Below are 19,993 nucleotides of genomic sequence, written 5' to 3' on the forward strand. Positions count from 1 at the left end.
GGTCAGCCGACCCGCACGGCGACGGTCGCCACGTCGTCGTCGCTGCCCTCGGGCAGCATCCGCTCCAGCAGGGCGTCGCTGACGTCCTCGACGTCGAGGCCGGCGAGGTCGCCCACCACCGACCGCAGCTCGGCCAGGCGGTCCTCCATCGGCCGGTCGCGGCGTTCGACGAGCCCGTCGGTGTAGAGCAGCAGGAGCGCCCCGGGGTCCAGGGTGTCCTCGTGCTGGTCGCGCTGCTGGCCCGAGCCCAGGCCGAGCACGATGCCCTCGCCCTGCAGCACCCGGACCTCCCCGCCGGGGCCGACGACGACGGGCGGCAGGTGCCCGGCGGTGCACCAGCGGACCCGGCGCGGGCCGGGACCGGCGTCGACCTGCAGCACCACGGCCGTGGCGAGCGTGGTGACGCCCAGGCCCTCCAGGAGCTCGTCCAGGCGCCGCACGACCTCGGCCGGCTGGGCCGAGCGGTCGTAGGCCAGGGCCCGCACCAGGGTGCGCAACTGGCCCATGGCGGCGGCCGCGAGGACGTCGTGGCCCATGACGTCGCCGATGACGACGACGGTCGACCCGTCCGGCTGGGTGAACGCGTCGTACCAGTCCCCGCCGACCTGCGCGGCCTCGGCCGCCGGGTGGTAGCGCGTGGCGATGGACAACCCCGGTGACGGCGTCGGCGGCGTCAGCAGGCTGCGCTGCAACGTCTCCGAGGACGTCCGCTGCTGGGCGTACAGGCGCGCGTTCTCCAGGGCCAGACCGGCGCGGGCGCCGAGGTCGGTGGCGGTGGCGAGGTCGTCGACCGTGAACGGGGGCCGGTCCGGGCCGGACAGCAGGGTCAGGGACCCGGTGACGGCCCCGCGGGCCCGCAGCGGCACGACGACGGCGCTGCCCAGGCCGAGCCGGCGCAGCACGTCGGCGGTCTCGCGGGTGGTGGTCACGGTCTCGGCGTGGTCGTCCTCGATCGAGACGAGCGTGGGCCCGAGGTCACCGCGCAGGACCCGCATGGAGATGGAGTCGTCGGCGAGGCCGTCGCGCAGCTCCTGGAACCGCGCCGCGTCGCCGGCGCGGTCGGGGTTGGCGTGCGAGGCGCGGATGTGCCGGGTGCGGCCGGTGGTGTCCAGCAGCGTCGCGAACGCCCACTCGGCGAACTCGGGGACGACGAGGGAGGGCAGCAGGTCCTGGGCGGCGTCGGGGTCGAGCACCTGCGAGAGCTGGTCGGTGACCCCGGACAGGAACTCCAGCCGGCGCCGGACGTCGCGGGCCACGGCCAGGGCCTCGTCGCGTTCGCGTTCGGCCTGGACCCGCAGGGTGACGTCGGACTGGACGCCGACGAAGTGGGTGACGTGCCCGTCCGCATCGCGCACGGGGGAGATGACGACCTCGTTCCAGAACGCGGTCCCGTCCTTGCGGTAGTTCAGCAGCAGCTCGGTGACGGTGTCCCCGGTCTGCAGCGCCGTGCGGATGCGGCGGACGGCCTCGCGGTCGGTCTCCGGGCCCTGCAGGAAGCGGCAGTTGCTCCCGAGCACCTCCCGGCCGTACCCGGTGACCTTCTCGAACGCGGGGTTGACCCACACCAGCGGGTTGTCGGGCTGGGTGGGGTCGGAGATCGTGAAGGACAGGTCGCTGGCCAGGACGGCCCGGGAGTGCAGCCGCTCGGCGGACTGCTGGGCGTCGTGGACCATGCCGGTCTCGCGCAGCGGCAGCAGCGCCACCAGGGCCAGGCTGGTCAGCGCGTCGACGGGGGCGTCGGTCAGCGGCAGGCCGATGACCCACAGCGCCTCGCGCTCGTGGGACATGTCCGAGGAGCGGGCCGCGGTGACGCGTTCGCCGTGGACCGGCTCGCCGTGGGCGATGCGCGACAGGGGGGAGGCGTCGTTGGCCGGGTCGCTGATGTCGTCGCCGTCGGAGCTCTGCAGACCGGCGCGACGGGACCACTCGTCGATCGGGCAGGGCAGCCGGACCCCGGGGGCGAGCTGCTCGGCCAGCGGGTTGGCGAACAGCACCGTCGCGTCCTCGACCCGCACGAGCAGGACCGCCCCGGGCTGGCCGTGCAGCACCTGGGGCAGGCCGTCGCCGAGGACCCCACCGGCCACGGCCGCGCTCGTCCCGTCCATCACCCCGAGCCTAGCCGGACGGGGGTGCCCCCGCGACCGTCGCCGCCGGTCGCCGGACGGTGCGCTGCGTGACCACCCGGCCCCCGGCCGGGCCGTTCGGGTGATTCCCGTGTCAAGGCTTCGTCACACCGGGTGATGTCCGGGCGAGGAGTCCGACGGGTGTCGTCCGTGTGAACGCGGGCAGGGCACACTGTTCACGTGATCGCCTCGCACGACGAGTGGCTCGACGGCCTCGACGACACCCTGCGCGCCGAAGCGGTGCACTGCCTGCTGTCCGGCACGTACTCCCGGCGGCTGCTGGAGTCGCTGCGCCGTGACGGTCCGACGATCTCGCGCCGCGAGCGCGGTCTGGACGACCCCGAGAAGGCCCAGCCCGGCGACCCGCTCGGGGCCAACCTGCAGACGTTCCTGCGCGAGCGCCTCGTCACCCGGGCCCCCGTCCCCACCCCGCTCTGACCCGGTCCGACCCGACCCGGTCCGATCCGACCTGACTCGGTCTGGTCCGGTCCGGCCCGCCTCACACCCCCACGGCCCCCCGCCCCAGCAGCGCCCCGACCTCCCCGGCCGGCACCGGCCGGGAGAACAGGTAGCCCTGGGCCCGGTCGCAGCCCAGGGAACGCAGCAGCGCGACCTGCTCGGGACGCTCCACGCCCTCGGCCACGACCCCGAGCCCGAACGTGTGCGCCGCGTGGACCATCAGCCCCACGAGGGCCTCGTCCTGCGGGGCCTCGGAGGCCAGGAAGCTGCGGTCGATCTTCAGGGTGTCCAGCGGCAGCGTGCGGAACTGCTCGATGGACGTGTACCCGGTCCCGTAGTCGTCCAGGCTCAGGCCGACCCCGAGGTCGCGCAGCGCGTGCAGGTTCGGCAGGACCGCGGTGCTGTCCAGGGCGACCGTCTCGGTGGCTTCCACGATCAGGGCGCTCGCGGGCAGTCCGCTGACCGCCAGCGCCTGCGCCACGTCCGCCACGAGCGTGGCCTGCGCCAGGTGCCGGCCGGACAGGTTGACCGCGACGCGCACGTCCAGCCCCACGGTGCCCTCGGCGCGCCACCGGGCGAGCTGGCCCGCGGCCTCGCCCAGCACCCACCGGCCGACGTCGCAGATCAGGTCGCTGCGCTCGGCGACGGGGATGAAGTCGTCCGGCCGGACCGGGCCGTGGCCGGGCCGCTGCCAGCGGATGAGCGCCTCGAAGCCCGTCGTGCACCCCGAGCCCAGGTCCACCACGGGCTGGTAGTGCAGGCAGAACTGCCCGGCGCCGAGCCCGGCCCGCACGGCGTCCTCCAGCTCGGCCTGCGCGCTGAGCTCGGTGCGCAGGGCGTCGTCGAAGAACCAGGTGCGCGACCCGCCGGCGGCCTTGGCGCGGGCGGCGGCCGTCACCGCCTCGTGCAGCAGGTCGGCGGCCCCCGTGCGGCGGTCGGCGGTCTGGACGGCGACGCCGACGCTGCACGTGAGGTCCAGCTCGTGCCCGGCGGTGGCCACGGGGAAGCGGGACAGCCGCCCGGCGACGCGGGCCAGCGCGCTGTCGTCCTCGACGTCCTCGACGACGACGACGAACTCGTCACCGCCCAGGCGCCCCACCCGGTCGCGCGGGCCCGCGACGCGCTCCAGCTCCCGGGCGACCGCGCGCAGCACGCCGTCGCCGACCTCGTCGCCGTGGGTGTCGTTGACGTGGGCGAGGCGGTCGACGTCCACGACGAGGACACCGGTGGTGGCGCCGCTGCGCCCGGCCCGTTCCTGGGCCTGGCGCAGCAGGTCCAGCGCGGTGACCCGGTTGGGCAGCGCCGTGAGCGCGTCGTGCGCGGCCCGGTGCTCCACCTCCGCGCGCAGCCGTTCCGAGCGCCGCGCCCACCGCAGCGCGGACGTGATGGCGAGCTGGGTGCGGGTGGTGCCCAGGGCGATGATCAGCAGCGCCGCCAGCGCGGTGTCGAGCAGGTGCTGTCCGGTCAGCCCGGCCGCCTGCAGCGCGAGGACCCCGGGCACCGCGAGCATGGCCAGCACGACCAGCGCCAGGCGCCGGCGGCCCGTGGGGTCGGGCCGGACGGCGGGGTCGGCGACCTCGCGCATCGACGGGTGCAGCCCCGCGGCACCCCAGAGCAGGTAGGCCAGCAGCCAGCAGGCCGCGTTCAGGACGAGCAGCCCGCCCCCGCTGCCGGCGAGCGCGAAGGTCACGTCCGCGACCGGCAGGACGATCGCGCCCGCGGCCAGCAGGCGCGAGGAGCGGTTGTACCCCCCGGCGAGCGCCCCGAGCCGGACGAGCAGGACGAGCAGGACGAGGTCGGCCAACGGGTAGGACAGGTCGGCCGCGCGGTGCAGCAGCGGGGTGGTGGCGGCGTCCAGGGCGGGTTCGACGAGGAAGATCCACAGCGGCAGGGCCATCGCCACGGTCACCAGGGCCACGTCGAGACGGCCCGCGCGGTCGAGGCGACGTCCCCGGGTGAACAGCACGAGCGCGGCGGCCTGCAGCGGGTAGGCCGCCAGGTACCAGAGGTCGGCGACCGAGGGGTAGGGCTCGACGCCCAGCCCGACCTGGAGCCAGGAGTAGACCAGGTCCCCGGCCGCGGAGCACAGCTGACCGGCGGCCAGCAGGAACCAGGGCAGCCGGTCCGGGGGGCGGTGGACGAGGACGCCGACGACGAGGGCGAGCGCCGCCGACAGGGGCACGACCTCGTAGACGACGGCCCGCGTCAGACCCACGGGCAGGCTCACGCACCAGGCGGTGAGGGCCGTCCCCACCAGCAGGTACCCCAGCCACGCACGACGCATGACCATGTCCTCGGGCGGGATTTCTAGAGACTGAAGGCGCCGGCGGGTGGCGTCACCGGTTCGGCCGTGCCGACGACGGTGGTGTTGCGCGTGGCCTTGCCGGTGTACAGGGCGCGGTCGGCGGCCGCGACGACGGTGAGGGCGTCCAGGCCCGGCGCCCACTGGCACACCCCGACGGTGCAGGTCTGCCCGTCCGGGACCGCGGCGCGGATGCGGTCCACGACGGCGACGGCGTCCTCGGCGGTGCAGTCCGGCAGCATGACGGCGAACTCCTCCCCGCCCCAGCGGGCCAGGGTGTCGACCTCCCTCAGGTGCGCCGCAGCCGCTTTGGTGAAGGCGCGCAGCAGGTCGTCCCCGGCGAGGTGGCCGCGGGTGTCGTTGTAGCGCTTGAAGTGGTCCAGGTCGAGCAGGGCGAAGGTCAGCGGGGTGCGCGCGCGGGTGGCGCGCGCGATCTCCTGGCGCGCCAGGTCGTCCCACCGGCGCCGGTTGACGGCCCCGGTCAGGGGGTCGTGGTCGGCGGCCTGGGCCAGGCGGTGCAGGAGGTCGGCGCGGGTGAACGCGTGCGAGGCCTCCGCCGCGAGCCCGGCCAGGACGGCCGCGGTGGTCGGGTCGAGGTGGTCCACGCGCTCGCGCCAGATGACGCACAGGACGCCCACGACCCCGCCGTCGGCGTCGGCGACGGGCTGCCAGGCCCCGGAGACCTGCCGGCCGGTGGCCACCCGGAGCGGGCTCGCCAGCGGGTGCGCGGCGACGTCGGGGACGAACAGCGGTTCGCCGGACCGGTAGCTGGTCAGCGTCAGGCTCGTGTCCCGGTGCACGTCGAGGTCGAGGTGGAAGTCCGCGGACAGCCCGGTGCTCGCCGTCGCGACGAGCCGGCCCTCCCCGGTGGGCTGGGCCAGGAACACGGCCTGGGCGCCGGCGATCTCGACGGCCGCCTCGCAGACGGCCTGCCGGGGGTCCTCGGCGGTCAGGACGGCGCGGGAGGCGACCGCGAGCCGTTCGACGCGGGCGGCGTGCAGCCCGAGCTGGGCGTTGGCGCGGGCGAGCTGGGCCTCGCGGGCGCGCACCTCGGTCAGGTCGTGCATGGCCACGACCGCTCCCAGGACGGTGCCGTCCTCGTCGGTGACGGTGCGGCCGCTGCACGCGACGGGCACCGCGCCGGCCCCGGGACGGGAGATGACGATCTCGGCGCCGCTGACGGCGCCCTCGGCGAGGGTGCGCAGCAGCGGGATCTGCGCGGCCGCCAGCGGGGTCGTGCCGTCGGGCCCGTAGAGGTGGTAGTTGTCGGCGTGCAGGGCCGGGTCGAGGCTGTCGTCGGCCTCCAGCCCGTGCCAGGCGCGGGCGGTGTCGTTGAACAGCAGGAGGCGGCCGTCGGGGTCGGAGACGACGATGCCGGACCCGACGCTGGCGAGCACGGCGTCGGAGAACCGGGCGCTGCGCTCGGCCTCGGTGCGGGCCCGCTGGGCCTGCGCGGTCGCGGTCGAGAGCCGGGCCAGGAGCTGGTTCCGCTCGTCGCGGCCGACGGCCAGCATCATCCCGAGGGCGGCGACGAACCCGGCGTGCACCTGCACCACGAGGGTGCGCACGGCGTCGTCGGTGATGTCGGCGAAGGGGCCGGTGCCGTGGAAGGTCCCCAGGGCCGCGATCGAGGTCACGGTCAGCGTGGTGCCCACGACCACGTTGGTGTCGAACCGCAGGGCCAGCCAGATCGTCGGGGCCAGCGGCAGGAACGACACGGGCAGACCGGCCGGGCCCCAGAACACCAGGGCGTAGGCCACGCAGGACGTCGCGACGGCGGCCGCGAGTTCCACCCGGCCGCGTCCGGTCTCCGGCCAGCCGATCCGGGCGCGGGCCTCCAGGCGTTGCAGGATCGGGTCGAGCAGCATGATGCCGGCGGCGTTGCGGGTGAACCACAGGGCCGAGCCGAGCCAGCTCGGGTCGCCGTCGGCGGCGACGACGGCCAGGGTCGCCGCGACCGCGCCGACGGTGCAGGCCACGGCGGTGGTCCCGAGCAGGACGGCCAGCTGCCGCGTGCTCAACCCCTCCTGCGGGGTGTACCAGCGGCGCAGCAGGGTCACCAGGACGAGGACCTGGCCCAGGTCGGCCAGGAGGAAACCCGCCAGCAGCGGGCCGGTGCCGGACACGGCCGCGTCGACGGCGACGGTCGCGGCGACGAGGAGGGCGGCGTCGAACCAGCGGTGCCGGCCCCGGGACATCCAGGTGGCCGCCACGCCCGCGGCCGGCCACACCAGCACCAGGCCGGTGCCGTCCACCGTGGTCAGCCGGCCCAGGAGGAGCGCTGCGGCGTACAGGGTCGCGAACACCAGGCTCCGGACCGGCAGCGCGGCACGGGCCCCGGCGACGGCGGTGTGCGGGTTCACCCTGTGCTCATCGGCACCCCCGGGCCCGGGGAACAGCCCCGGCGGGGCGGGTTTTCGACGTCCGGCCCGTCAGCGTTCGGCGGCGACGGCGTCCGGCACGGGGTGCACGCGGGCCAGCTGCTCGCCGAGGAGCCCGCGCGGGACGGCGGGGGAGTACAGCCAGCCCTGGCCCAGCGGGGCGGAGATGGACCGGCAGATCGCGGCCTGCTGCTCGGTTTCCACGCCCTCCACGACGACGGTCAGCCCGAGGCGGGTGGCCAGGTCGACCACGCACGTGACGACCGACTGGCCGGTGGCGTCGTCGGTGAGGGACCGGGTCAGGGACCGGTCGATCTTCAGGACGTGCACGGGCAGCCGGCCGAGGTAGCCGAACGCGGAGTACCCCGTGCCGAAGTCGTCGATGGCGATGCGGCAGCCGAGCCGGACGAGGTCGGTGACGACGCGCTCGGCGGGGGAGTCCTCGTCGAGGAACACCGACTCGGTGAGTTCCAGGGTCAGCAGGTGCGGGGCGAGGCGGTACCGGTCGAGGAGTTCCACGACGGTGCCGGCGAACCCCGGGGCCTGCAGCTGCACGACGGAGACGTTCACGGCCAGCCCGACGCCGGCCGAGAACACCCCGGCCTCGGCGGCGCAGTGGACCGCGGTGCGCAGGACGTGCTCGCCGAGGGCCACGACGAGGTTGGACTCCTCGGCGACGGCGATGAACTCCACGGGGGAGATCCGGCCCAGGACGGGGTCCTCCCAGCGGGCCAGGGCCTCGAACTTGGCGACGCGGCCGGTGGTGAAGGAGACGACCGGCTGGAAGTGCACGTCGACGGTGCCCTCGCGGATGGCCAGGGACAACCGCTCGCGCAGCAGGGTGCGGCGGGCGTGCCCGGCGGCCACGGCCCCGGAGTACACCGAGACCGACCCCGGGCCCAGGGACCGGGCCTCGCGCAGGGCGATCTCGGCGTGCACGAAGGGTTTCATCGCGTCGGACCCGTCGTAGTCGTCCCCGAACGGGCAGCTCGCCAGGCCGGCGACGGCGGACAGGGTGAACCCGCCCGCCCCGGGCACCGCCGCCGGGGCGGCCCCCACGGCCGCCACGACGCGCCCGGCGTGCCGCACGACCTGGTCGCTCGCCCCGGGCAGCACGACGGTGATCTCGTCGCCGGCGGTGCGGAACGCGTCGCCGCCGAGGTCGGCGGCGACGGCCCCGACCTCCCGGGCCGCGGCCGCGATGACGGCGTCCCCGGCGCCGACGCCCAGGACGTCGTTGACGTCCTCCAGACCGACGAGCTGGACCCGCACCAGGCAGGCGGCGCGGTCGGGTTCGGTGAGGGTGCGTTCGAGCAGCCCGCGGTTGCCCAGCCCGGTGAGGTCGTCGTGCAGGGCCTGGAACGTGAGCTGGGTCGTGGTCCGGTCGATCGAGCGCGCCGTCGCGGCGTGCCGGACGGTGAACGTCACCAGGACGGTGACGTAGAACCCGTACAGGACCGAGTCGGCGCGCGGGTCGATCACCAGCAGCACGAGGTCCACGAGCAGGATCGGGCCGGGCACCAGGGAGGCGGTCTCCAGGCGCCGGGCGGCCCGCTCGGCGGCCTGCCCGCCGTGCCGCACGACACCGGTGCGGGGCAGGTGCAGCATGCCCACGGCCCCGCCGGCGGCCGCGGCCCCGCACGCCACGGACGCCGTGAGCGCGTCGTGGTGGAAGCACACCGCGGCCAGCGCCGTCCCCACCCCGGCGACCGCCAGGCCCGCGGCCGCCCGGCGCAACCGCGGCTGCTCGACGGCCAGGGCGATGCCCGAGCACGTCACGACGGAGCTGACGACGAGGACGGCCACGACGGCGGCCTGCCAGCCCGCCGGCCCGTGGTGCCCCGTGCGCGCGAAGGCGTCCCAGCCGGCCGTGGCCAGGGCGCTGCCGAGCATGAGGGCGTCCACGACGAGCGGGGGGTCGTCGCTGCCGGCGCGGGCGCGCACCAGCAGCTGCAGCAGCACCACGAGCAGCCCGACCTGCCCGGCGGCGAAGGCCAGCGGCGGCAGCGGGAACGGGCCGAGGGAGGTGGTGGGGAACAGCCCCGCGGTCACGGCCCCCAGCCCCCACAGCGTCGCGGCCCCCACGTACGCGCCGGAGTTGCAGCCCCCGGGCAGCAGGAGGAGGACCAGGGCGGTGACGGCCACGGCGGCGGTCCCGGTCACCGCGAGCGGGCCGTGCACGGGGCCGGGCAGGTGCAGGGTCAGGACCGTCAGCGCGGCGGCGAGCGCCAGCAGCCCCAGCCCGCCGACGACGCGGCCCGCGGTGGGGCGCGTCGGGGCGAGCGGGGAGGGCATGGTGCAGGTGTCGGCGTCCGCCGCCGCGGACTTGACGTGGACCCGAGCACTCCCGGGGTGCGGGAGGATGGACCCGCACGGTCTCGTAGAGCTGGAAGTGGTGGGTGCAGTGGCCAAGGGCAAGGTCCGTTCGTACGACGAGGAGCGCGGGTTCGGCTTCATCCGGAGCCCCGAGGCGTCCGACGACGTCTTCTTCCACTTCAAGGACGTCGTGGGCGGCACCGACGACGGCCCCCTGGACGGCGCGGTCGTGGAGTTCACCCTCGGGGAGGGCGAGCGCGGCCCGAAGGCCTCCGACGTGCGCGTGGAGTCCCGCCGCAGCGGCCCGCCGCCGGAGCAGCGCCGCCCCGCCTCGGCCAACCAGCAGCGCCCCGTCTCGCTGCGCGAGTTCCGCCGCGAGGTGACCGAGATCCTGCTCAGCGTCGACGGCGTCGGGTCCACCCAGATCCGCGCGGTGCGCGACTACCTGTCCGACTACGGGCTGGACCGCGGGTTCGTGGTGGAGGACACCCGCCGCTGACGGCTCCTGGACCGGTACGTCCCGACCCGTCGCCGGCTCGGCCGAGGGTCGGGACGTACCGGTCCGTCGTCCTCCACAGGGACGGAGCGTGACCGCGGTCCCCTGGGGCACCCTGCCGCGGTGCGCAGTGAGGTACCGGACGTCCTGACCGGCGCGGCGATGCGTCGGGGTGACCTCCGCAGGCTCGGGGTCAGCGACAGCCGGCTGCGGTCCCAGGCGGTGCGCCGGCCCTTCCGCGGTGTCCACGCCGACGCCACCGTGCCGCCGGGGGTCCTGCGGCGCATCCGCGACGTCGTCCCCCTCCTGCCGCCGGACGGCGTCGTCGGCGGGTGGGCCGCGGCCTGGCTCCACGGCGCTCGCTGCCTCGACGGGCGTGCCGGTGCCGCGGAGCTCCCCGTCCTCGTCTGCGTCCCCGGGACGAGGCGGGTGCGCGCCCGGCCCGGCCTGCGGGTGGTGCGGTCGGACCTGCGGGACGACGACGTCGCCGAGGTCTTCGGTGTGCCGGTGACGAGCGCGGTGCGCACGGCCCTGGACCTGGCCCGCCTCTCGGGATCCCCGCGGCGCGGGGTCGTCGCGGTCGACGCCCTGTGGGCCGCCGGGGCGACGACGGGACCGGCGCTGCTGGCCCACCTCGAGGAACGACCGCGGTTGCGGGGGACGCCCGTCGCCCGGGAGGCGGCGGCCCTGGCCGCGGCGGGTGTGCGGTCCCCGAAGGAGACCGAGCTGCGGATGCTCTGGCGGTTCGACGCCGGCCTGCCGGTCCCGCTGGTCAACCACCGTGTCGTGGACCTGGCGGGTCACCACCTCGGCCGTCCGGACCTCCTGGACGAGGAGGCGGGTGTCGTCGCGGAGTTCGACGGCCGGGACCACCTCGCCCTCGAGGTGTCCACCGTGGACCACGTGCGCCAGGAGGGTCTGGAGCGCAACGGACTGGTCGTGGTGCGCTTCACCTCCCTCGACGTGCGGCCGGCGCACGTGCGCCGCACGGTGTGGCGGCTGCTCGATGCCCGGCGACGGGGCCTGGAGCGGCCAGGGCCGCGGACGTGGCGGGTCGTCCGCTGACCGGTACGTTCCGACCCGCTCACAGGAAACGAGTGGGTCGGGACGTACCGGTCCCGCCACCCTGTCCTGCGTGACCATCCTCACCGCCCGCCACACCGCCGACCTGTCCGCCGCCGACCGCGCCGAGCTGCGCGCCCTGCTGGACACCGTCTTCGCCGACCACGAGGGCGGGTACGACGACACCGACTTCGAGCACGGCCTCGGCGGCTGGCACGTCCTGGTCCACGACGGCGGCGTGCTCGTGGGGCACGGGGCGGTGGTGCGGCGCCAGTTCCTCCTCGGGGGCCGCGCGCTGCCCGTGGGGTACGTGGAGAACGTCGCCGTCGCGGTCTCGCACCGCCGGCGCGGGCTGGGCTCGGCGGTGATGGGGGAGCTGGAACGGGTCGTCCTCGCCGGGCACGGCGCCGGGTTCCTCGCCGCCTCCGCGGAGGGCGCGCCCCTCTACGAGCGGCGGGGGTGGCGGGTCTGGCGCGGTCCGCTGTCGGTGCTCACGGTCGAGGGGGTGCGGCGCACGCCCGAGGAGGAGGACGGCGGGGTCCGCGTCCTGGACCCCGACCGGACGTGGGACGTGGAGCAGGACCTGGTGTGCGAGTGGCGTTCCGGGGACGTCTGGTGACCCTCAGCGCACCGCTTCGGGGGAGACGGGGTACTCGCGGTCGAGCTCGTCGACGATCCGGTCGGAGGTGACCGCCGCCGAGTACAGCCACCCCTGGCCCAGGCCCGCGCGCATGGACCGGCAGATCGCGGCCTCCTGCTCGGTCTCCACGCCCTCCACGACGACGGTCAGGCCCAGGCGGTTGGCGAGGTCGACGACGGCGGTCACGACGGAACGGCCGTTGCCCTCCCCGGTGAGGGACTGCGTCAGGGAGCGGTCGATCTTCAGGACGTGCACGGGCAGCCGGTCCAGGTAGCCGAACGCCGAGTAGCCCGTGCCGAAGTCGTCGATGGCGATCTGGCAGCCCAGCCGGGCCAGGTCGGTGACGACGCGCTCGGCGGGGGAGTCGGGGTCCAGGAACACCGACTCGGTCAGTTCCAGGGTCAGCAGGTGCGCCGGGATGCGGTAGTCGGTGAGGATCTCGCGCACGACGTCGGCGAAACCGGGGGACTGCAGCTGCACGACGGAGACGTTGACGGCCAGGCGGGCACCGGCGTCGAACACCCCGGCGGCGTGGGCGGTGCCGACGGCCCGGCGCAGCACGTGCTCCCCGAGCGCCACGACGAGGTTGGACTCCTCCGCGACGGTGACGAACTCCACGGGGGAGACCCGCCCGAGCTCGCGGTCGTCCCAGCGGGCCAGGGCCTCGAACTTCACGACCCGGCCGGTGGCGAAGTCGACGATCGGCTGGAAGTGGACGTCGATGCAGCCCTCGGCGACGGCCGCGGTCAGGCGCTCGCGGACGAGCAGGCGGCGGGCGTGCTGGGCGGCGACGGTGCCGGAGTACACCGACCAGCCGAGCATCCCGGGGTGGGTGCGCGCGTCGCGCAGGGCGAGGTCGGCGTGCACGAGGGGCAGGGTCGCGTCGGCGGCGGCGCGGGCGCCGGGCTCGACGCGGGCGACCCCGGCGACGGCGGCGACGGGGAAGCGGCCGGCCCCGGGGACCTGCAGGGGGGCGGCGGCGACGGCGTCGAAGACGTGCGGCAGGTGCCGGACGGTCTCCTCGGGGCTGCCGGGCAGCAGCAGCGCGAACTCGTCGTGGCGGACGCGGTAGGTGGTGCCGCCGAGGCCGGTGACGTGCTGGCGCAGGTTGGCGGCGGCCGCGCGCAGGACGTCCTCGCCGACGCCGACGCCGAGGACGTCGGTGACGTCGTCCAGGCCGCTGAGCTCGAGGATGACGAGGGACTGGACGCGGTCGGGGGCGAGCAGGGCGTCGGCCAGGGCGGTGCGGTTGCGCAGGCCGGTGAGGTGGTCGTGGCGGGCCTGGAAGGACAGCGTGCGGCGGGTGCGGTCGATGGCGCGGGCGGTGGCGGCCTGGCGCAGCGCGGCGGCGACGATGGCGGCGCCGAAGAAGGCCGAGAGCACCCCGTCGGCGCGGGGGGAGGCGATGTCCAGGGCGATGTCGGCCAGGACGGCGACCCCGGGCACGACGACGGCCACCCGCAGGCGCCGGGTGGCGTGGGTCACCGCGGTGCCGCCGTGGCGGACGTGCCCGCCGCGGGGCTGGAAGGTGAGCAGTACCAGCCCGCCGACGACGGCCGCGACGACGGCGACGTCGGCGGTGTGCGGTGAGGTGGGGGCGGTGACGGCGGTGAGCGCGGTGGCGGCGGCGCCCAGGCCCAGGCCGGCGCAGGCCAGGCGCAGGCTGGCGTGCTCGACGGCCAGGACGACGGCGGAGGCGGCGACGAAGGCGGCCACGACGAGCAGGAGGCAGACGCCGAGGGCCCACCAGCCGTCGCCGCCGTGGCCGGTGCGGGCCAGGGCGTCCCAGCTCAGGGCGGCCGTGACGGTGCCGAACAGGGCGACCTCGACGGCGAGGGGCTGGTCGTCCCCGGCGACCCGCGCGCTGCGCAGTTGCAGGGCCGAGACGGCCGCGAGCCCGGTGAGGGAGGCCGCGTGGGCCAGGAGCGGGAAGGGCAGCGGCCCGGCGGTGGCGGCGGGGAAGGCGCCGGCCAGGACGGTCCCGGCCCCCCAGACGGTGGCCGCGGTGGTGAAGCGGGTGACGCCGGGCCGGGAGCCCTTGCGCACGACGAGGGGCAGGAGCACGCACACGACGAGCCAGCCCAGGCCCGCCGCCAGGGTCACCGGCCGCCCCTCGTCCCACCGCGCGACCGCGGTCGCGACCAGCGGCACGGACACGGCGAGCACGACGGCCGACAGGGCCGCACGCCACGCGTGCCGGGGAGACGTCATGGGGCAGGCATCGGGCCGTGAGCCGGGCGGCTGGATGGGCCGACCGCGTGACGCCGGGCCTACGGGGGCCGGGAGGGGGCTGGGAGGGGTCCGGGGGGGCCCGTGGGAGTCCGGCGGGGAGGGAGCCGTCCCGTGATCGTCTCCGTCACACCCAGCGACGACCACCCGTTGGAGCTACCCGGGGGTGGCCCGAACCGGGTCACCCACATGAGTCACAGACCGTCATGGCCCGTACGGGGATGGTGACCCCATCCTGTGTGACTACTCCAGACGGGTTACTCGGGGCCAGTCACTCGGGCGATGCTGCCCGTTACCAAAATGTGACAAACGGCCCTGAGACGTAAAACCGCAGGTCACGGGCCATCTGCGCCACTCGACACGCCGCCGGCCTGCGAGATCTTCCGTTACTCCCCGTGTTGCTGGTGTGACTCTCGTGTACGTTCAGATCTGTCACCGAGTCACTCCGCTGAGTAGTGGAGCGGCGGGTGTCGCAGGCTCGAAATCGGGCCGGCCCCTCACGGGGGGGAACATCACTTTCACATGCCTTGGAGGCAATCGTGACCGCAGCAACCTCCCGGTTGCGCCGGCGTGGTATCGGGGCCGGCGTCGCGGCTCTTGTTGGTCTGTCCGGCCTTGGCCTCGCCGCCATGCCGGCCCAGGCTGCAGCTGGCTTCGATCCTTCTTCCGCTTCGGCTCGCCTCGCGGGCGTCGACCGCTACGACACCGCCGCCAAGGCCGCGCTGGCCGGCTGGACCACCTCGTCCACCGTCATCGTCGCCAACGGTGAGGTCACCGGCATCGACGCCCTCGCCGCCTCGTACCTCGCGGGCGTCAAGGACGCTCCGATCCTGCTGACGCAGCGCGACTCGGTGCCGTCCCAGACGGCCGCCGCCATCGCGTCGCTGAACCCGTCGACCGTCATCGTCCTCGGTGACACGAACGCGGTCTCGGCCAGCACGTACTCCTCCCTGGTCGGCTCCAAGACCGGTCAGCGCATCGACGGCCCGAACCGTTTCGCCACCGCGGTCGACGTCATGACCGAGGCCGGTGTGACCCCGCCCAAGACGGTCTTCCTCGCCCGTGGTGACCAGTACGGCGCCGGCCAGGTCGCCGCCGACGCCCTCGCTGCCGGCCCGGCCGCGTTCAAGAACCGGATCCCGGTCCTGCTGACCAACCAGGACTCGCTGCCCGCCGAGACGCTGGCCGCGCTGAACACCGCCGGTGTCACCAAGGTCTACGTCCTGGGCAACTCGAACGCCGTCTCGGACGCGGTCTACACCCAGGTCGACAACCTGGCCAGCGTCACCGACATCGAGCGCATCCAGGGCTCGGACCGCACCGCCACCGCGGCCGCGATCGCCAACGAGGCCGACTTCGGCTTCAACCGCACCGGTGCCGCTCTCGCCAACGGCTTCCGCATCGACGCCCTGGCGGCCGGCCCGGTCGCCGGTCGCGCCGGGTCCCCGATCCTGCTGACCGAGGGCACCGTCGGCCTGGGCGTCGGCACCGAGTCCTACCTGCGGGCCAACGCCTCGACGCTGACCCGGGCGTGGGTCTTCGGTGACGCCAACAGCGTGACGCCGACGATCGCCACTGCGGCCACGACGGCTGCCGACGGTGGGTCTACCAACACCAACCAGCGGTACACGTTCGCCCCGACCGGTCCGCAGATCAAGACGATCTCCGAGAACAACAACAACGCTGGTGTCACCCAGTACACGGTGAGCGGCCTCGGGACTGACCGTGTGAACCTCGCCCTCGTGACTCCGGAGTCCGTCCGTGCTGACGGCACCTTCGCTGTGGCATCCGGTGCCTCCACCGCCACTCTGTCTCCGTCCGCCGTCGGTGCGATCACCGTCGTGAACGGTGTCGGTAACACCAGTGGTAAGACCGCTTCGAACATCACCCCGGTCAACGGGTCCGTCACCTTCACGGTCACCAGCGACACCGCCGGCTCGGCCGTCCCGGTGGTGTTCAGCGCGGCTGACAACAACGCCACTCTCTCGGTCTCGAGTGCGGGTATCGCCAGCGAGGCTTATGGCGTGGGTGGGCAGATCACCTGGCTGCCGACCGCCGCTGAGGCAGGCAACTTTGGTGGTACCTCGCCCCTCGGTATTACTGCGGTAGACAAGACCGCTGGGTACTTCGTGGCTGGTTCAGGGAATGACGCCCGGGTGTTCCGCTGGAAGACTGGAGACACCTTCCAGCGGGACCTGAACACGGCTCCTACGGCCACCAACATCATCAACACCTCGCAGGGTGACTTCCTCGAGCGCATCTCTGCGGGTGACGCGATTGCTGGTAGCTACAGCACCACGGGTGCCAGCAACTTCATCCTGACCGACCTCGCCCCGGTGGCGCCCGCCACCGTGACCGCCGCCAAGGGCACTCCGTCTACGACCTCGGCCGTGGTGTCCATCTCGGACTCCACCACGACGTCGGTGGCTTCGTACAACGTGTACCGCGCCGCCGTTCCCACTACGGCTACGCCCAACACGGCGCCGACCGCCCTCTCGTCCTACACAAGGGTGGGTTCGGTCAACGACGCGACCCCGAACGCTACCAACGGTGCGGCGGTCACCTTCACCGACAACGGCCTCACTGCCGCCACGCGTTACTTCTACGCGGTGACTTCGGTGGATTCGTCTGGTCAGGAAGGCAGCGCGTTCACCCCGACGACTGAGCTGGTGACTGACCCGGTCGCGGCAGCCACCACCCCTCGCTCGTCGAGCATCGCCTACAACGACGGCAACGCGAACGGGCGCCTCGACTCCGGCGACGTCGTCACGGTCACCTTCGACCAGGCCGTCACCGTGGGCTCGACCTGGGCGATCAACTTGATCGACGGCGCGAACAACGCCGCGACGATCAGCAACAGCAACGCCACGGCGACGACGAACGCGGCGGGCACCCTGCTCACCGTGAACCTCACCGCCAGCCCGCAGGTCACCTCGGGTGCCGGTCCGCTGGTCCTCACCGGCGGTAACGCCTCGGGTGTGGAGGTCCTGACGGCGACGGGCATCGGCAACGCGACCGGCAACTGGAACGTCGCCGGTAGTGGTGACCGCACCATCGCTGGAACCGCCCCCGCGGCGGTCCCCGCTTCGGCGATCACCATCACGCCCACCACCATCGACATCGCGGTGCCGGGCAGTGGGACGAACAACCTGCCCGCTGGGTCGAACCTCATCCGTGTCTACAACGCGAACGGTGTGGTCCAGGCGTACGCCACCGTGACCACGGGTACTGCCAACGACGCGACGGGTGTCACGAACCTCGTCACGACGCCCGGTGGCTCGACGGCCGCCAACCTCCCGGCCGGTGACTACCTGGTGACCTACCAGAACACCACCAACGGTGTGACTGGGTTGGTCTCCAACGGCTCCGCCCCGAAGGCTCGCGTCTGATCTGAGTCGCACGACATGAGAGAAGCGGCACCGCCTAACCACGGCGGTGCCGCTTCTTCGTCCGGGCACTGCGTGCCCTGCTGTCTCGCTGGCCGGATGGCCACCAGTGCCGTCGAGGTTCGCCGACCTGAACTCAATGACAACATCGTCGAAGGAAGTGGTGTGGTGATGGATCGCAAACGGCGCACGAGGGCGACCAAGCGTCTCGGGGCAGGTATCGCCCTCCTGGTCGGGCTCTCCACTGCCGGCGCAACGGCTGCTGTTGCCGCTCCGGGGTTCGACCCTGGTGCCGCTGCGGCGCGCACGGGTGGTGCCGACCGTTACGCCACAGCGGCGTTAACGGCGACGAAGAACTGGTCCTCGGCCCGCAGCGTCATCGTCGTCAACGGGGCCGGCAACGGCATCGACGCGCTGGCCGCTTCGTACCTGGCCGGCGTCAAGGACGCGCCCGTCCTCCTGACGGAGACGAACCGCGTGCCGGAGGCCACCGCACAGGCCATCGCCCAGCTCAACCCGTCCGAAGTGATCGTCCTCGGTGACGCGAACTCCGTGAGCGCCCAGACGTTCACCCAGCTCACCGCAGGCCGGACCACGAGCGAGCGCATCGCCGGTGTCGACCGCTACGACACGGCGGCGAAGGTCGCGGCCGCCGCCCTAGCGGCCCGCCCGGCGGGTTCCGCCAAGCCCACTTCGGTCTTCCTGGCCCGTGGTGACGTGTACGGCACCGCGGTCGCCGCCGACGCGCTCGCCGCCTCGCCGGTCGCCTTCCGGGCGAAGGTCCCGATCCTCCTGACGGCGACCGGAAGTCTCCCGACGGTCACCCGTGACGCACTCGCCTCAAACGGTTTCCAGAACGTCTACGCTGTCGGCAACGCCAACGCGGTCAGCGACACTGTCGTGCAGCAGGCTACGACCGCCGCGGGCGGGGCCAGCCAGCGCCTCGCGGGCGCGGACCGCACCCTCACCGCGGCGGCCATCGCCAACTCCGCGGTCGCCGCGAACGCCGGGTTCAACAAGGTCGGCGTCGCGATCGCCAACGGCTTCAGGATCGACGCTCTCGTGGCGGGTCCGGCCGCCGGCCGCTCCGGGTTCCCCCTGCTACTGACCGAATCGGCCACCAGTCTCGGGGCGGGCACGGACCAGTACCTCAAGAACAACGCCGCTACCCTCACCCTGGCCTCCGTCTACGGTGACTCGACGTCGATCGCTCCCGCGGCCGTGGAAACCGCGCGGAGCTCGGCCGGCGGGAGCTCGACGCCGTCGAATCCCGCGCCCACATCTCCCGTGGCGCCCGTGAGCGGCTTGGTGACGGACAACGGGACCGGCGCAGGCACGGTGTCCGTGGCTGTCGTGACCGCCGTCGGTGGGACCACGTTGCAGGTCTTCGAATCGCGTGACGGCGGCCCCTACACCGAGGTGACCGGCCGCGGCATCCAGACGCAGTACTCCAGCGTCGGCGGTTCGGTGACCTTCGACCGTCCCACCACCCCCGGGGTGTACTCCTACCAGGTCAGGTCGGGTCTGACGACGCAGGTCTCGGCTCCCACGGGAGCCAGTGGAGCGGTCACCGTCCTGCCGGGTGTGGTGGGCGGAGCTACCGTCACCAACAACGCCGGCACCATCACGGTCACGCCGACCAGCCTCCCCGCAGGCGCCTCGCTGGTGGTGTCTGAGCGACTGGGTAGTGGAGTGGCTGCAGTCGTGAGTACCGGCACCCGCGCCTACGCGGTCAATTCCGGAACGGGAGCTGTCTCCTTCACGGCCCCCACGACCCCCGGCGTGTACACCTACTCCGTCCAGACGTCGCAGAACGGGCAGACGTCGTCCAGCGTGACGGCGGCGCCGACCATCCCGATCGCTCCGGTTGCTCCGGCGAGCGCGTCGGCGAGCTTGAGCGCAAGGACGGTCACCGTGACCGTGGCGGGCGTTCCGGCCGGGTCGACCGCCCGCGTCGAAGAATCCTGGAACGGTGCTGGGTTCAACCCCGTCGCACTGAACGGACGTAACTACGTGGACAACGCGGGGACCATCACTTTCGATGCTCCGGCTGTTGCGGGGACGTACACCTACCGGGTGTCCTCGACCCAGAACGGGCAGACGTCGGCACCGACGTCGGCGCCCGAGAACATCGTCAGGACCGCGCCCTCGCTCACCTCCGCAACCATTGACGGACGGGAACTGACTCTCGTCTTCGACGCTGACCTCGACCAGGCCGGGAACGCGCCGGACGGCAGCGACTTCGGCATCTACGTCGACGGTGCATCGTCCATCGGCGGTTTGGCCACAGCGTGGGGTGGTGACGCGAAGACGCTCGTCATCACCGTGCCGATGGGGTCCGAGGTGGGCAGCGGTCAAATGGTGACGACGACCTATGGTGGCGACTCTCTGCTGATCGGGGTGAACGGAGTTCTCGTTGCCCCGATCGACAAGGCGCCGGTCACGAACGTCACGCAGTGACACGTGCTCGGGCGGCCTTCCTCCGGGAGGGCCGCCCGGGCTCGCATGTGCGGCGACTTTGCTCGAACGTGTTCGGTGGAGAGCAGCGATGTGACTCCGGGTGACCGAGAGACCACGCATTTGCAGCTTGTCGTGAGGG

Annotated in this window: 11 protein-coding genes; 6 read left to right on the top strand and 5 right to left on the bottom strand. The window is 73.8% G+C overall.

The window, feature by feature from the left end; translation table 11 throughout:
- Positions 1 to 2: 2 nt before the first annotated feature.
- Complete coding sequence (locus AB2L27_RS13680) at positions 3 to 2,105, bottom strand: SpoIIE family protein phosphatase (RefSeq protein ID WP_370442030.1); 2,103 nt, start codon at positions 2,103 to 2,105, stop codon at positions 3 to 5.
- Positions 2,106 to 2,303: 198 nt separating this feature from the next.
- Here AB2L27_RS13680 and AB2L27_RS13685 point away from each other — a divergent pair, with 198 nt between their 5' ends.
- Positions 2,304 to 2,561: a hypothetical protein gene (locus AB2L27_RS13685; RefSeq protein WP_370442031.1), complete on the top strand. Its 258-nt coding sequence runs from the start codon at positions 2,304 to 2,306 to the stop codon at positions 2,559 to 2,561.
- Between the two features lie 61 nt (positions 2,562 to 2,622).
- Here the strand turns inward: AB2L27_RS13685 and AB2L27_RS13690 are convergent, their stop codons facing one another.
- From AB2L27_RS13690 to AB2L27_RS13700, 3 genes are all read right to left on the bottom strand, one after another.
- Positions 2,623 to 4,866 (bottom strand): putative bifunctional diguanylate cyclase/phosphodiesterase, encoded by a 2,244-nt coding sequence (locus tag AB2L27_RS13690; RefSeq protein WP_370442032.1) that lies wholly within the window; start codon positions 4,864 to 4,866, stop codon positions 2,623 to 2,625.
- A 23-nt stretch (positions 4,867 to 4,889) separates the two neighbouring features.
- Entirely contained in the window at positions 4,890 to 7,247 is a 2,358-nt protein-coding gene (locus AB2L27_RS13695) for a diguanylate cyclase domain-containing protein (protein WP_370442033.1), read from the bottom strand.
- Positions 7,248 to 7,316: 69 nt separating this feature from the next.
- Complete coding sequence (locus AB2L27_RS13700; RefSeq protein WP_370442034.1) at positions 7,317 to 9,560, bottom strand: putative bifunctional diguanylate cyclase/phosphodiesterase; 2,244 nt, start codon at positions 9,558 to 9,560, stop codon at positions 7,317 to 7,319.
- A 100-nt stretch (positions 9,561 to 9,660) separates the two neighbouring features.
- Here AB2L27_RS13700 and AB2L27_RS13705 point away from each other — a divergent pair, with 100 nt between their 5' ends.
- The 3 genes from AB2L27_RS13705 (at position 9,661) to AB2L27_RS13715 (ending at position 11,758) form a co-directional block, all read left to right on the top strand.
- Positions 9,661 to 10,080, top strand: a complete 420-nt coding sequence (locus tag AB2L27_RS13705; RefSeq protein ID WP_370442035.1) for a cold shock domain-containing protein — start codon at positions 9,661 to 9,663, stop codon at positions 10,078 to 10,080.
- Positions 10,081 to 10,200: 120 nt separating this feature from the next.
- A complete protein-coding gene (locus tag AB2L27_RS13710) occupies positions 10,201 to 11,142 on the top strand; it encodes a hypothetical protein (RefSeq protein WP_370442036.1) in 942 nt (313 codons plus the stop codon).
- A 70-nt stretch (positions 11,143 to 11,212) separates the two neighbouring features.
- Complete coding sequence (locus AB2L27_RS13715; RefSeq protein ID WP_370442037.1) at positions 11,213 to 11,758, top strand: GNAT family N-acetyltransferase; 546 nt, start codon at positions 11,213 to 11,215, stop codon at positions 11,756 to 11,758.
- 3 nt (positions 11,759 to 11,761) lie between these two features.
- Here AB2L27_RS13715 and AB2L27_RS13720 read toward each other — a convergent pair whose 3' ends face one another.
- Positions 11,762 to 13,990 carry a putative bifunctional diguanylate cyclase/phosphodiesterase gene (locus tag AB2L27_RS13720; protein ID WP_370442038.1) on the bottom strand — a complete coding sequence of 743 codons (2,229 nt, stop codon included), beginning with the start codon at positions 13,988 to 13,990 and terminating at the stop codon, positions 11,762 to 11,764.
- Between the two features lie 557 nt (positions 13,991 to 14,547).
- Between AB2L27_RS13720 and AB2L27_RS13725 the strand changes: the two genes are divergently transcribed.
- Positions 14,548 to 17,397, top strand: coding sequence for a cell wall-binding repeat-containing protein (locus tag AB2L27_RS13725; protein ID WP_370442039.1), 2,850 nt, complete (start codon positions 14,548 to 14,550; stop codon positions 17,395 to 17,397).
- Positions 17,398 to 17,493: 96 nt separating this feature from the next.
- Positions 17,494 to 19,854 (top strand): cell wall-binding repeat-containing protein, encoded by a 2,361-nt coding sequence (locus AB2L27_RS13730; protein WP_370442040.1) that lies wholly within the window; start codon positions 17,494 to 17,496, stop codon positions 19,852 to 19,854.
- Positions 19,855 to 19,993: the final 139 nt, after the last annotated feature.

The sequence above is a fragment of the Kineococcus halophytocola genome (assembly GCF_041276425.1).
In the GTDB taxonomy this organism is placed as follows: Bacteria; Actinomycetota; Actinomycetes; order Actinomycetales; family Kineococcaceae; genus Kineococcus; species Kineococcus halophytocola.